Below are 13989 nucleotides of genomic sequence, written 5' to 3' on the forward strand. Positions count from 1 at the left end.
TGGACGATTCGCCGGTTGCATCGTTTATGCACTTGGCCTCAAGCACGTGTAAACAGCCGCTTTTAGCAACCGCCCGTCCGTACTTGCGCGCAAGTGTAGGCGATCAAATTAATTTGTGGGACTTTTTTGGGGTAGTGGTAACACTACCGATATGCGCACTTTGGAAGGATGACTCGGAAGTCGCCGCAAGCCCCGCCGGATAAGGGTTTCCGCTAATTTTCGGCAGCTCGGCGAAAGGTCGCTTCAAAGGATTCCCGGGGCATTTCGATTCGGTATTTTGTGCCCGTGATCATTGAATGAAACGCGCGTGACAACACGCGCGTTTCGTCGTTCGGTACGAACGGTTCAGGCGATCGATGAAACGCCCCGTTCAGGCCGCCGACGCGCGCCATTCGGCGTCGAGCGCAGCGACGAGCTGCGACGTCGTCAGCGCATCGCCGCGCCGCCGTGCGAGCGGCGCGCCCTGCCCGGCCCACAGCGACAGGTAGTCGCCGTCATTCGTGCGCGCGGCCGCCTGGCGCAGCGGCTGCGTCAGCGCGTTCTGCACCGGGTATGGCGCGGCGTCGGCCACGCGTTCGCCGAGCCGCGCCATCAGCGTGTTGCGCAACCCGCGCGCATGGCGGCCGGTGATCGCGCGCGTGACCTGCGTCGACGTATCCGCGCTCGCCAGCAGGCGCGCCTTCCAGTCCGCCGCGATCGCGCTTTCCGCGCAGGTGAGGAACGCGGTGCCGAGCTGCGCGCCCTGTGCGCCGAGCGCGAGCGCGGCCGCGATCCCGCGGCCGTCCATGATGCCGCCCGCGGCGAGCACGGGCAGGCCCGTCGCGTCGACGAGTTGCGGCACGAGCGCGAACGTGCCGATCAGCGCGTCTTCGGCGGCGCCGATGAACGTGCCGCGATGGCCGCCCGCCTCGGCGCCCTGCGCAGACAGCGCGTCGGCCCCGGCCGCCTGCCACGCGAGCCCTTCGGCGACGTGCGTCGCGGTGCCGATCACGTAGGTGCCGACGGCCTTCAGCCGCGCGACGTCGGCCGCGTCGAGCACGCCGAACGTGAAACTCGCGACCGGCACGCGCAGCGACACGAGCGCATCGAGCTGCGCGCGGAAGTCGGGCGCGTAGCGCTCGGGCGCGGCGCCCGGCGGCAGCCCGAGCGCCGCGTTCAGCGGGTCGATCGCCGCGAGTGCGCGCGCGACGGTCGCCGCGTCGGGCGCGGCGTCCGGCAGCACGAACAGGTTGACCGCGAACGGGCGATCGGTCGCCGCGCGGATCGCCGCGACTTCGGTCGCGAGACGCTCGGGCTCGAACGCGCCGGCGCCGAGGCTGCCGAGCGCGCCGGCGTTCGATGCGGCGGCGACCATCGCGGCCGTGGTCGCGCCGACCATCGGCGCCTGCACGAGCGGCAGGCGCAGGCCGAAGCGTTCGGAAAAGGGTGTGGAATACGGACGGGCAGGCATGACGAATCCTTCGATGACGATGTGCGAAAGCGCTTTGTAAAAGCCGGCACATCGACTCTATCGAAGCGGCTCGCCGCCGAAAAATGAATAATCGAGATCGAAACGATCGCTGCGCGAGAAGCGGACGCGCGCAGCAGGCGCGCACTTCGTGCGTGCCCTGCACCGCCAGACGATTGGTGGCACACTAGGCCGCCCTATTCCACCCGGGGCGCGCTCGGCGCACCCCGTTCGCCAGGAGTTCAAAACGTGACTGCCCAATGGATCGACATCCCGACCGGTAACGACAGCTTCGGCGGCTACCTCGCGCTGCCCAAGCGCGGCAAGGGCCCTGCCGTCATCATCATCCAGGAGATCTTCGGCGTGAACTCGCACATCCGCGCGGTCGCCGACCAGTACGCGGCCGACGGCTACGTCGCGCTCGCGCCGGACGTGTTCTGGCGCACGCAGCCGCGCGTCGAGCTGACCTACGAAGGCGCGGATCGCGACAAGGGCATCGAGCTGTTGAAAAAGACCGACGTGGGTCTCGCGGTCGCGGACATCGGCGCGGCGGCCGACGCGTTGCGCGCGCGCCCCGAAGTGGCCGGCAAGCTCGCCGCGATCGGCTACTGCTTCGGCGGCCAGCTCGCGTACCGCGCGGCCGCGACCGGCAAGCTCGATGCGGCGGTCGCCTATTACGGCGGCGGCATCCAGAACGCGCTCGATCTGGCCGCCAAGGTCACGCAGCCGATCCTGTTCCACTACGCGGAAAACGACCACGGGATCCCGCTCGCGGCCGTCGACCAGGTGAAGGCCGCGTTCGCCGGCCGCGGCCACGCATCGTTCCACGTGTATCCGGGCGCCGAGCACGGCTTCAACTGCACGGACCGCGCGTCGTACAACCAGCGCGCGGCGGCGCTCGCGCACGGCCGCACGCTGACGTTCCTCGCCGAGCACCTGTAAAAACGCCCCGCCGCGGGCCCGTCGCACCGGCCCGCGTTATGCTCCCACCATCGCCACGAGTCACAACGGGGGTGACCGCGATGCACTCGGACTATCTCGCGCATGACGCAATCGGCCTCGCCGCGCTCGTGCGCGACCGCAAGGCAAGCCCGCGCGAATTGCTCGATGCCGCGATCGGCCAGGCCGAAGCGGTCAATGGCGCGATCAACGCGATCGTGCTGCAGGACTACGAAGCCGCGCGCCAGCGCGCGGCCTCCGCGCCCGAACCCGGCGCCGACGCACCGTTCGCGGGCGTTCCGTATCTCGTCAAGGATCTCGGTGCGGCGGTCGCCGGGCTGCCGCTGTCGATGGGCAGCCGGCACTACCGGTATTTCGTGCCCGGCGACGATTCGCCGGTGATCGCGCGCAGCCGCGCAGCGGGCCTCAACGTGTTCGGCAAGACCAACACGTCGGAGATCGGCCAGATGCCGTACACGGAACCCGAACTGTTCGGCGCATGCCGCAACCCGTGGAATCTCGACCACACGCCCGGCGGCTCGAGCGGCGGCGCGGCGGCGGCCGTCGCGGCCGGCATCGTGCCGCTCGCGCACGCGTCCGACGGCGGCGGCTCGATCCGCATCCCGGCATCGTGCTGCGGGCTGTTCGGCCTGAAGCCGAGCCGCAACCCGATGCTCGTCGACCAGCCGTCGAACGGCGAGCTCGTCGTCCAGCATGCGGTCTCGCGCAGCGTGCGCGACAGCGCGCTGCTGCTCGACGTGACGACCGGCCAGACGCTGCCGCACGGCGCGCCCGGCACGTTCCTCGGCGAACTCGATACGCCGCCGGGCCCGCTGCGGATCGGCCTCGTCGTCGATCCGATGCTCGCGCCGGCGCTCGCCGACGACACGCGCGCGGCGCTCGACGACGCGGCAGCACTGCTCGAATCGCTCGGCCACCACGTCGAGCCGGCGACGCTGCACGTCGACTACGCGCGCGCGGCCGAAACCTTTCTCACGCTGTGGGCGACCATCGCCGAGGAGATGGTGCTCGGCGCGCGCGCGCTGACCGGCCGCGCGCCGCGGCGCGGCGAATTCGAAGCGGCGACGTGGGCGATGGCCGTGGTCGGCCGGCGCCTCGCGCGCACGCGCCTGCCGGACGTGCTCGAATGGCAGCGCCAGCTGACCGTGCAGGTGGCCGGCCTCGTGTCGCGCTACGACGCGATCCTGTGCGCATCGCTCGCGGGACCGCCGGTGAAGATCGGCGAACTGCAGCCGACGCCGTTCGAATCGGCGCAGATGAAGCTGCTCGCCGCGCTGCCGGTGAAGCCGCTGCTGAAGGAAATGCTCGCGAAGTCGTCGGAAAAGGCGTTCGCGTGGGCCGGCTGCACCGAGCTGTTCAACCTGACCGGCCAGCCGGCGATGTCGGTGCCGCTCTACTGGAACGCGCGCGGGCTGCCGATCGGCGTGCAGTTCGCCGCACGCCACACCGACGACGCGCTGCTGCTCAGGCTCGCGCGGCAGCTCGAACAGGCACGGCCGTGGTTCGACCGCCGCCCGCCGCTGATGCAGGCGCAGCGCTGACGCAAGCATCGAAAAAAAGCCCCGCCGGCAAGACCGGCGGGGCTTTTGCGCATGCAAAACGCGCGGCGGCGCTTACACGGCGAGCCGTTCGCAGATCGTCCGCGTCGCGGCCGCTGCGTTCAGCGTGTAGAAATGCAGCCCCGGCACGCCCGCGTCGATCAGGCGGCGGCACAGATCGGTGACGACGTCCGCGCCGAACGCGCGGATCGCGTCGCGATCGTCGCCGAAGCTCTCGAGCCGGCGCGCGATCCATCGCGGCACTTCGGCGCCGCACATCTCGGAGAAGCGCATCAGCTGCGAGAAGTTCGTGATCGGCATGATGCCCGGCACGATCGGCACGTCCACGCCCAGCTTGCGCACATCGTCGACGAAGCGGAAATACGCGTCGGCGTTGAAGAAGTATTGCGTGATCGCGGAATTCGCGCCGGCTTTCACCTTGCGCGCGAAATTCTCGAGATCGGCCTTCGGCGAGCGCGATTGCGGGTGGTACTCGGGGTAGCCTGCGACCTCGATATGGAACCAGTCGCCATGCTCGGCGCGGATGAAGCTGACGAGCTCGGACGCATAGCGCAGTTCGCCGACCGCGCCCATCCCCGACGGCAGGTCGCCGCGCAGCGCGACGATATGCCGGATGCCATACGAGCGGTACTGGTCGAGGATCGCGCGCAGGCTGTCGCGCGAAGAGCCGATGCACGACAGGTGCGGCGCGGCCTCGAGGCCGTCCTTCTGCATGTCGAGCACGGTATCGAGCGTGCCCTGCTGCGTCGAGCCGCCGGCGCCGAACGTCACGGAGACGAATTTCGGCTTCAGCGGCAGCAGCTGCGCACGCGTCGCGCGCAGCTTTTCGACGCCGTCCGCCGTCTTCGGCGGGAAGAATTCAAACGAGAGTTCGATCGGTTTCATGATTCGAAAGGAGTCAGCCGATGTCGCGCTGGCCGAAGATCAGCGCGGACAGCAGCCAGGACACGATGCTGTACAGGATCGAACCGAAGAACGCGGACCAGAATCCCGACACCTCGAAGCCCTTCAGCAGCGACGACGCGAACCAGAAGCACAGCGCGTTCACGACGAGGATGAACACCCCGAGCGTGACGATCGTGACGGGCAGCGTCAGCAGGATCAGCACCGGGCGGATCACCGTGTTGATCAGCCCGAGCACGACCGCGACGATCAGCGCGGTGCCGAAGCTCTTGATGTGGATCGACGGCACGAGGTACGTGATGATCAGCAGCGCGAGCGCGTTGATGACCCAGGTGAGGATGACGCTCATGGAGTGCTCCGGTTCGGTTGTCGATCTGTGCGATCAGCGGCCGCCGCCGGCCGACGCGCGCGCCCGAAGGCGCAACGCGAAGGCCGGCGATCCGGCGCCGTGCCGCCGCCGCACCGCGGGCCCCGCAGCGAGGCGCGCACGGCACGGCGGTGGCGGCGCATCAGTAGCGGTAGTGGTTCGGCTTGAACGGGCCGTCCTTCTGCACGCCGATGTACGAAGCCTGCTCGTCCGACAGCACGGACAGGTTCGCGCCGATGCGCGCGAGGTGCAGGCGCGCGACCTTTTCATCGAGATGCTTGGGCAGCACGTACACCTTGTTCTCGTACTCGCCGCCGCGCACGAACAGCTCGATCTGCGCGAGCGTCTGGTTCGCGAACGAGTTCGACATCACGAACGACGGGTGGCCGGTCGCGCAGCCGAGGTTCACGAGGCGGCCTTCCGCCAGCAGGATCACGCGCTTGCCGTCCGGGAAGATGATGTGGTCGACCTGCGGCTTGATGTTTTCCCACTGGTACTGGCGGGTCGACGCAACGTCGATTTCCGAGTCGAAGTGGCCGATGTTGCAGACGATCGCGTTGTGGCGCATCGCCTTCATGTGATCGTGGTTGATCACGTGGTAGTTGCCGGTCGCCGTCACGAAGATGTCGGCCTTGTCGGCCGCGTATTCCATCGTCACGACGCGGTAGCCTTCCATCGCCGCCTGCAGCGCGCAGATCGGATCGATTTCGGTGACCCACACGGTCGCACCGAGGCCGCGCAGCGACTGCGCGCAGCCCTTGCCCACGTCGCCGTAGCCGGCGACGACCGCGACCTTGCCCGCGATCATCACGTCGGTCGCGCGCTTGATGCCGTCGACGAGCGACTCGCGGCAGCCGTACAGGTTGTCGAACTTCGACTTCGTGACCGAATCGTTCACGTTGAACGCCGGGAACGGCAGGCGGCCGTCCTTTTCCATCTGGTACAGGCGGTGCACGCCGGTCGTGGTTTCTTCGGTCACGCCCTTGATGTGCGCGAGGCGCTTCGAGTACCAGGTCGCGTCGATGTCGAGATGCTTCGCGATCGACTTGTACAGCGCGACTTCTTCCTCGTTGGTCGGCTTCGCGATCACCGAACGGTCCTTCTCGGCCTTCGCGCCGAGGATCAGCAGCAGCGTTGCGTCGCCGCCGTCGTCCAGGATCATGTTCGCGAATTCGCCGTTCGGCCATTCGAAGATGCGGTGCGAGAACTCCCAGTATTCGTCGAGCGATTCGCCCTTGAACGCGAACACCGGCGTGCCGGATTCGACGATCGCGGCCGCTGCGTGGTCCTGCGTCGAGAAGATGTTGCACGAGGCCCAGCGGACGTCCGCGCCGAGCGCCTTCAGCGTCTCGATCAGCACGCCCGTCTGGATCGTCATGTGCAGCGAACCGGCGATGCGCGCGCCCTTCAGCGGCTGCTGCGCCTTGTATTCGTCGCGGATTTGCACGAGGCCCGGCATTTCGGTCTCGGCGATGTTCAGTTCCTTGCGGCCCCAGCCGGCCAGCGCCATGTCGGCGACGACGTAATCCTTGGAAGCTTGCGAATCGATAATGGCGTTCATCACGCCCTCCTTTCTAAAAAAGTTCTAGATTGGTGACGTGAGCGCCGTTCAGGAAGCGGGGCCGGCGCGACGGTCGCGAAACTCGCGCCGCACGGCTGCTTGGTGAAGCCTTCCGAGCCTGGCGGACGCAGAGTGGTCCGTCGCAACGCTCCTCGGAAAACGGGAGGGATTGTAGCAAATCGGCGCGCAAAATGCGCAAGCGCGCAGCGTCGGCGCGCGTTGCCGTGTGGAAAGGGTCAGGACTCCGCGCCGACCCACGCCTGTTCGCGCAGCCGCGCGCGCAGGCGCGCGACGGCCTGGCTGTGCAGCTGGCACACGCGCGATTCGCTCACTTCGAGCACCGCGCCGATCTCGCGCAGATTCAGACCCCGTTCGTAGTACAGCGACATCAGCAGCTTCTCGCGCTCCGGCAGCCGCTCGATCGCCTCGACGAGCGCCTCGCGCAGGTGCTCGTCGAGCAGCGCCGACAGCGGATCGGCGTGATCGACGCGATAGCGGTCGAGGAACGGCTCGTCGTCGGCCGCGCGGTCGAAATCCTCGTAGTAGATGAGCTGGCTGCCGTGCAGGTCCTGCAGCATCCCCTGGTATTCGTCGAGCGGCATGTTCAGGTGCTGCGCGATCTCGGTCTCGCTCGCCGAGCGGCCGAGATGCTGCTCGACCTGGTGCACCGCGTGCTCGACCTCGCGCGACGTCTTGCGCAGGCTGCGCGGCAGCCAGTCGTTGCTGCGCAGCTCGTCGAGCATCGCGCCGCGGATGCGCTGCGTCGCGTAGGTCTCGAACTGCGCGCCCTGGTCTTCCTTGTAGCGGCCGGCCGCGTCCATCAGGCCGATCATGCCGGCCTGGATCAGGTCGTCGAGGTCGACGCTCGCCGGCATCTTCGCGACGAGCTGCAGCCCGAGGCGGCGCACGAGCGGCGCATATTGCGCGAGCACGTCGGCCTGGGACATCTTTCCTTGAGCGTTGTACATCATGGCTCTCTCCTTCCGGTAGCGCTCACGCGGCGTGTGCCGCGCCCGCTTCATACGACGGCTTGCCGCCCGCGTGGACGGCGCGGTCCGCCCCCGAACGCGGGCGCATCGGCCAGTACAGCAGGTCGGCGGCAATCTGCCGGTAGTCGCGCGCGGCCGCCGCCGACGGGAACGCGTCGACCACCGGATGCGTCAGCTCGCGCGCATGCTCGACGAGCGGATCGGCGCTCACGCAGCCCGCGTCGGCGATCGACACGGTCAGGTAGCGGCTCGCGACGCCCGCGAGGTTGTCGAAGGCCGTCTTCGCGTCCGCATGGCTGCCGACGTGATTGGTCAGCACGCGGAACTGCGCGAACGCGTGCGCGAAATGCAGCCGCTTCATGCACGCGTACGCCTCGGTGATCGCCTGCGCGGCGACCCGCGTGACGACCAGCACGTCGTGCGCTTCGCGTGCGAGCGCCGAGAACGAGCCGTCGGCGCCGAGCTGTGCGTCGACGAGGACGATGTCGGCCGGGCCGTCGATGAAGTCGCTCAGTTGCGTGTCGCTGTAGCCGGCGCGCGCGAGCCGCGCGGCCGCGCACAGGCCGAAGCCCGCGGCCACCCGCGTGCGCTCGCCGTCGCGCAGCCACGCGCCCGCGAGCGTCGCGCTGGCCGAATGCACGTCCGCGCGCTCGTCGACGACGAGCACGTCCTTGCCGAGCGACGCGAGCGCCGCCGCCAGGTTCACGGTGGTGGACGTGCAGCCGACGCCCGCCGGCCCGCCCGTCACCGCGACGATGCGCGACGCGCGCCCGGCCAGCAGGCGCCGCAGCCCTTCGGCCTGGTCGATGATTCGTTTATCCAAATCGCACCTCGTGCAGCTCGGCGGTGGAACGTGCGGTCAGTGCGGAGAGCAGCGTCGGCATGTCTTCGTCTTGCGGCACGAAGGGCGAGCCGTCGCGCGGCACACAGAACGCGCTCTTCAGCAGGAACCTGGTCGATGCGACATACAGGTTTTCCGGCACCTTCTGGCCGGTCGACACGTAGTGGACCGGCAGCTTGTAGCGGATCACCGTGTCGAGCACGCCGCCGAGGTGGGTCGCCTCGTCGAGCTTCGTGAGGATGCAGCCGGCCAGGTCCGGATGCTCGCCCGCGCTGCGGTACGCCTGCACGACTTCGTTGAGCGTGTCGCCGTGGCTCGTCGCGTTGAGCAGCAGCAGGCGCTGCACCGGTGCGTTCGCGCCGTGCAGCATCGCGATCTGGTCGGACACCGCGCGGTCGCGCTGGCTCATGCCGATCGTGTCGATCAGCACGATGTGCTTGTTGCGCAGTTCGGACAGCGCGAGCGCGAGATCGCCCGCATCCTTCACCGCGTGCACCGGCACGCCGAGGATCTTGCCGAAGATGCGCAGTTGCTCGTGGCCGCCGATCCGGTAGCTGTCGGTGGTCAGCAGCGCGACCTTGCTCGCGCCGAAGCGCATCACGCAGCGCGCGGCCAGCTTCGCGGTGGTGGTGGTCTTGCCGACGCCCGTCGGCCCCATCAGCGCGAACACGCCGCCGCGCTCCATCAGCGCGTCCTCGCAGTCGAGCACCGGCAGGTTCGCCGCGAGCACCGACTGCGCCCATTCGGCGGCCTGCTCGAAGGTCTGCGCGCCGTCGCCGGACGGCAGGTTGTCGACGAGCATCCGCACGAGCTGCGCGGACAGGCCGGCCGCGAACAAGTGCTTCGTCAGCGCGCCATGCACGGCGCTGCGACGCTGGCGGTCGTGCCACATCAGGCTGTCGAACTGCTCTTCCATCATCCCGCGCAGTTCACCGAGCTCGTGCATCACCGTGTCGTTGACGATTCGTTCGACGCGCGACTTCACCGCATCGGCCACCGCGGCGGCGGTATCGGCGGACAGGCGCGTGCGCTCGGCCGCTTTCGCGGCGTTCGCGGCGCTCGTGTCGGGCTTGCGCGGAGCAGCGGCCGGCATCCGGCGTTCGGCATCGCGCACGATGTCGCGTGCCCAGTCGGGCGACGATGCGCTTGCAGCGCGCTGCGGCGCGGGTGCGCTCGCTTGCGGCGCGGCAGCCGTCGCCTGCGTGCGCGCGATCAGCGCGTCGCGCTGCTGCGTCAGGCGCTTCGCGTGCTCGACGAGCCACGGCGCGGGTTCGGAAGCGGGGGCCGGCCATCCGGGGGCCGGCCGTCCGGGGGCCGGTGCGGCGGTCGACGGCGCTGCCGCAGCCGTGGCGTCCGCATCGATCGTCGAAGGTTGCGTCGCCGTCTCGTCCGCGTCGTCCGTTTCTTCCGCTTCGGCGCTTGCACCGAACACCGACGAGAACACGTCCGGTAGCCCGCCGGCGCCCGCCGCATACGGATTGACGCCCGGGCGCGCGAGCGCGGCGCCCGGGCGCGACACGATGCCCGGCACCGCGGCGGCCGGCACGGATTCCGGCACGCGCGGCGCGGTGATCCGCGGCCGTGCGGCGGCCGGCGGCGTTACCGCGGCCAGGTCCGAATCGGCGAGTGCGACGATTTCGACGCTGCCGTCATCGAGCGTGCGGTTCGACAGCACGACCGCGTCGGCGCCGAGCGCCTCGCGCACGAGACGAAGCGCGTCGCGGCTCGTTGCGCCGGTGAATTTGCGAATGTTCAAGCGGAACCCCCGATGACGTTAACGACTTTGATCGTGCGTGTGTCCGGCACTTCGGCATACGACAGCACTTTCAATTGCGGCAGGCTGCGGCGCAGGAAACGCGCGAGCATCGCGCGCAGCGCGTGCTGCACCAGCAGCACGGGCGGCAGCCCGAGATTCTGTTGACGCAGCATCGCTTGCTGCGTGCCGGTCAGAAGGTTGTGCGCGAGGCCGGGTTCGAGGCCCGGATTCGCGCCGGTGGCGAGCGCCTGCGACAGCACACGCTCCAGATTCGAGTCGAGGCCCATCACCTGCATCTCGCCCGCGCCCGGATACCACTGCTGCGTGATCGCGCGGCCGAGCGAGAGCCGCACCGCGGCGGTGATCTCGAACGCGTCGCCGCGGCCCGCATGTTCGGACACGGCCTCGAGGATCGTGCGCATGTCGCGGATCGGCACGCCTTCCTCGAGCAGGTTCTGCAGCACCTTCTGCAGCGTCGTCAGCGAGATCGTCTTCGGCACGAGGTCCTCGACGAGCGTCGGCGCGTCCTTGCCGGTGCGCTCGACGAGCGCCTGCACTTCCTGGCGGCCGAGCAGTTCGGCCGCGTGCTGGACGACGAGATGGTTCAGGTGCGTCGCGACGACCGTGCTCGCGTCGACCACCGTGTAGCCGTACACCTGCGCCTGTTCGCGCAGCGCGACGTCGATCCACACGGCCGGCAGCCCGAACGCGGGATCCTGCGTCAGGGCGCCCGGCAGCGCGGCGGTCACCTGGCCCGGGTTGATCGCGAGCCACTGGCCAGGGAACACTTCGCCGACGCCGATCTCGACGCCCTTCAGCGCGATCCGGTACCCGTTCGGCCGCAGTTCGAGGTTGTCGCGGATATGGATCACCGGCGGCAGGAAGCCGATTTCCTGCGCGAATTTCTTGCGGATGCTCTTGATGCGCTTGAGCAGCTCGCCGTCGCTGTTCTTGTCGACGAGCGGGATCAGCCGGTAGCCCACTTCGAGGCCGAGCGGGTCGATCAGCTGCACGTCGTCCCAGGTCGCCTCGTGGCTGTCGGACGGCAGCACGGCGGGCGGCGCGATGTCGGTCACGTCGCCGGCCGCCTTGCGGGCCGCCGCGCGCTTCGTCTGCGTGCGGGCCAGCCAGATCGCGCCGCCGCCGAGCGCGAGGAACGCGAAGTGCGGCATCCCCGGGATCAGCCCCATGATCACGATGATCACGCCGGTGATCGTCAGCACGCGCGGGTTCGTGAACAGCTGCCCGGTGATCTGCGTGCCGATGTCCTCGTCGGTCGCGACGCGCGACACGATCACGCCGGCCGCGGTCGAGATCACGAGCGACGGGATCTGCGCGACGAGGCCGTCGCCGATCGTCAGCAGCGTGTAGTTGGTGCCGGCCGCCGCGAAGCTCATGTCGTGCTGGACCACCCCGACGATCAGCCCGCCGATCACGTTGATCGCCATGATGATCAGGCCCGCGATCGCGTCGCCGCGCACGAACTTCGACGCGCCGTCCATCGACCCGTAGAACTCGGCTTCCTGCGACACGGCCAGGCGGCGCTTGCGCGCCTGTTCCTCGTTGATGAGGCCGGCGTTCAGGTCGGCATCGATCGCCATCTGCTTGCCGGGCATCGCGTCGAGCGTGAAGCGCGCGGACACTTCGGCGATCCGCCCCGCACCCTTCGTGATCACCATGAAGTTGATGATCATCAGGATCACGAACACAACGATGCCGACCGCGAAATTGCCGCCGACGAGGAAGTGGCCGAACGCCTCGATCACCTGGCCGGCCGCGTCCGGGCCCGTGTGGCCCTCGAGCAGCACGACGCGCGTCGACGCGACGTTCAGCGACAGGCGCAACAGCGTCGAGAACAGCAGCACGCTCGGGAACGCCGCGAAGTCGAGCGGCTTCATCGTATACATGCTGACGAGCAGCACCATCACCGACAGCGCGATGTTGAACGTGAACAGCAGATCCAGCAGCAGCGGCGGCAGCGGCAGGATCATCATCCCCAGGATCATGCAGATGAGGACGGGGCCCGCGAGTGCGCGCAGGTTGGTGCCCGCGAACGGGTTCGTGCGCTTCGCGAACAGGCCGGTCGGGGTGCTCATGCTGCCTCCCGCCGGGCCGCCCCTAGGGAGGCAGCCGCCCCTTGGGGGGCAGCGAACGAATGTGAGCGTGGGGGCTAATCATCACGAGGCTCCTTGCGTGCCTTGCTTGCCGAGCGTGTCCTCGGCTTCCTCGCGTTCATCGTCGGCGGGCACCGACGTGCCCTTGTCGAGTTCGGCCGGCACGTCGAGATCGACCGGCACCGCGGGGAACGCACCGCCTTCCGAACGGAAGCGCTTGAGCTGGTAGACCCACGCGAGCACTTCGGCGACGGCCGAGTACAGCGAGCCGGGAATCTCGCGTTCGAGTTCGACGTTGTGATACAGCGCACGCGCGAGCGGCGGCGCCTCGAGCAGCGGCACGTTGTGCTCGGCCGCGAGTTCGCGGATGCGCGCGGCGACGAGGTTCACGCCCTTCGCGACGACCTTCGGCGCGCGCATCTCGCCGTCCGTGTATTGCAGCGCGACGGCGAAGTGCGTCGGGTTCGTGACGACCACGTCGGCCTTCGGCACGGCCGCCATCATCCGGCGGCGCGCGATCGCGCGCTGCTGCTGGCGGATCCGCCCCTTCACGTGCGGATCGCCTTCGTTCTCGCGATGCTCGCGCTTCACTTCTTCCTTCGTCATGCGCAACTTCTTGTTGTACTGCCAGATTTGGTAAGGCACATCGAGCGCGGCGACCACCAGCATCCCGGCGACCGTCGTGCCGCAGCACACGGCGACGAGATGCAGTGCGTCGGGCAGCGCCGCGCCGAGCGGCTGCGTCGCGAGGCCGAGCAACTCGTCCTTGCTGCGCCAGATCGCGATGCCGCCGATCCCGCCGACGACCAGCGTCTTCGCGAGCGACATCCCGAGCTGGATCGGCCCCTGGATCGAGAAGATCCGGCCGAGGCCCGAAATCGGGTTCAGGCGGTCGAACTTCAGCTCGAAGGTCTTCTGCGAGATCAGCCAGCCGCCGAGCGCCATCGGCGCGAGCAGCGCGGCGAGGCCGGTGAGCACGAGGATCGGCAGCAGCGCGGCGAAGCCTTCGAGGCTCGCGCTGCCGGCCGCCGACAGCATCCGGTTCGTGTCGAACGCGGTCGCGCGATCGAACGTGAACGCGCCGCGCAGCATCGCCTGCAGATGCGCACCCGACGGGCCCGCGAGCAGCCACGCGCCGTAGAACCCGGCCGCGAGCAGCGCGAACGAAGCCAGTTCGCGCGAACGCGCGACCTGCCCCTCCTCGCGCGCCTTCTCGCGGCGCCTGGGAGTGGCGGCTTCGGTCTTGTCGAGATCGCTCTCGTCTGCCACGGGGCCTCCAGTCGGGTACGGCGGAATGCCGCTTTCCAGTGACACCGATTATTCATGGAGGCGTCAAACGCCGATCGGTCGAGCAAAGCCGGGAAAGGGGGGTATTTCGGGGAATCGGGCGAGCCGGTGCGAACGAGGCCGGAAGAGGGACGGAGCGGCGCGCGACGTGGTGCGATGCGGCGGAAAAGCACGGCGATCGGCGCAACGGTGAAGCGCGGTTCCC

The 13989-nt window shown here is 68.9% G+C and carries 11 protein-coding genes and 1 riboswitch; of the genes, 2 read left to right on the top strand and 9 right to left on the bottom strand.

What is annotated here, in order from left to right:
• Positions 1–370 precede the first annotated feature (370 nt).
• On the bottom strand, positions 371–1450 hold the full coding sequence (locus DM992_RS02890) for a nitronate monooxygenase (RefSeq protein WP_111015568.1): 1080 nt from the start codon (positions 1448–1450) through the stop codon (positions 371–373).
• 246 nt (positions 1451–1696) lie between these two features.
• On the opposite strand from DM992_RS02890, the gene DM992_RS02895 reads away from it, so the two are divergent.
• Positions 1697–2389, top strand: coding sequence for a dienelactone hydrolase family protein (locus DM992_RS02895; protein ID WP_111015569.1), 693 nt, complete (start codon positions 1697–1699; stop codon positions 2387–2389).
• 80 nt (positions 2390–2469) lie between these two features.
• Positions 2470–3948, top strand: a complete 1479-nt coding sequence (locus tag DM992_RS02900; protein ID WP_111017775.1) for an amidase family protein — start codon at positions 2470–2472, stop codon at positions 3946–3948.
• A gap of 72 nt (positions 3949–4020) precedes the next feature.
• Here the strand turns inward: DM992_RS02900 and metF are convergent, their stop codons facing one another.
• From metF to flhB, 8 genes are all read right to left on the bottom strand, one after another.
• The gene (metF, locus tag DM992_RS02905) at positions 4021–4851 is read right to left on the bottom strand and encodes a methylenetetrahydrofolate reductase [NAD(P)H] (RefSeq protein ID WP_111015570.1); all 831 of its coding nucleotides are present in this window, start codon (positions 4849–4851) and stop codon (positions 4021–4023) included.
• Between the two features lie 13 nt (positions 4852–4864).
• Positions 4865–5218: a phage holin family protein gene (locus DM992_RS02910; RefSeq protein ID WP_011882923.1), complete on the bottom strand. Its 354-nt coding sequence runs from the start codon at positions 5216–5218 to the stop codon at positions 4865–4867.
• Between the two features lie 160 nt (positions 5219–5378).
• A complete protein-coding gene (gene ahcY, locus DM992_RS02915) occupies positions 5379–6797 on the bottom strand; it encodes an adenosylhomocysteinase (protein WP_111015571.1) in 1419 nt (472 codons plus the stop codon).
• Between the two features lie 32 nt (positions 6798–6829).
• A riboswitch (S-adenosyl-L-homocysteine riboswitch) is annotated at positions 6830–6957 on the bottom strand.
• Between the two features lie 76 nt (positions 6958–7033).
• Positions 7034–7768, bottom strand: a complete 735-nt coding sequence (locus DM992_RS02920; RefSeq protein WP_006484033.1) for an RNA polymerase sigma factor FliA — start codon at positions 7766–7768, stop codon at positions 7034–7036.
• A gap of 22 nt (positions 7769–7790) precedes the next feature.
• Positions 7791–8609, bottom strand: a complete 819-nt coding sequence (locus DM992_RS02925; protein ID WP_111015572.1) for a MinD/ParA family protein — start codon at positions 8607–8609, stop codon at positions 7791–7793.
• Positions 8602–10383, bottom strand: a complete 1782-nt coding sequence (flhF, locus tag DM992_RS02930; protein ID WP_111015573.1) for a flagellar biosynthesis protein FlhF — start codon at positions 10381–10383, stop codon at positions 8602–8604. Before flhF ends, DM992_RS02925 begins: the two co-directional genes overlap by 8 nt.
• Entirely contained in the window at positions 10380–12479 is a 2100-nt protein-coding gene (gene flhA / locus DM992_RS02935) for a flagellar biosynthesis protein FlhA (protein WP_111015574.1), read from the bottom strand. Before flhA ends, flhF begins: the two co-directional genes overlap by 4 nt.
• A gap of 81 nt (positions 12480–12560) precedes the next feature.
• On the bottom strand, positions 12561–13766 hold the full coding sequence (gene flhB, locus DM992_RS02940; protein WP_111015575.1) for a flagellar biosynthesis protein FlhB: 1206 nt from the start codon (positions 13764–13766) through the stop codon (positions 12561–12563).
• Positions 13767–13989 lie beyond the last annotated feature (223 nt).

This window comes from Burkholderia sp. JP2-270 (genome assembly GCF_003233675.1).
GTDB lineage: Bacteria > Pseudomonadota > Gammaproteobacteria > Burkholderiales > Burkholderiaceae > Burkholderia > Burkholderia pyrrocinia_C.

Bases quoted from the DNA above. Each gene is read 5' to 3' on its own strand.
- DM992_RS02890 (WP_111015568.1), bottom strand. From the start codon at position 1,450: ATGCCTGCCCGTCCGTATTCCACACCCTTTTCCGAACGCTTCGGCCTG.
- DM992_RS02900 (WP_111017775.1), top strand. From the start codon at position 2,470: ATGCACTCGGACTATCTCGCGCATGACGCAATCGGCCTCGCCGCGCTC.
- metF (WP_111015570.1), bottom strand. From the start codon at position 4,851: ATGAAACCGATCGAACTCTCGTTTGAATTCTTCCCGCCGAAGACGGCG.
- DM992_RS02910 (WP_011882923.1), bottom strand. From the start codon at position 5,218: ATGAGCGTCATCCTCACCTGGGTCATCAACGCGCTCGCGCTGCTGATC.
- ahcY (WP_111015571.1), bottom strand. From the start codon at position 6,797: ATGAACGCCATTATCGATTCGCAAGCTTCCAAGGATTACGTCGTCGCC.
- DM992_RS02920 (WP_006484033.1), bottom strand. From the start codon at position 7,768: ATGATGTACAACGCTCAAGGAAAGATGTCCCAGGCCGACGTGCTCGCG.
- flhA (WP_111015574.1), bottom strand. From the start codon at position 12,479: ATGAGCACCCCGACCGGCCTGTTCGCGAAGCGCACGAACCCGTTCGCG.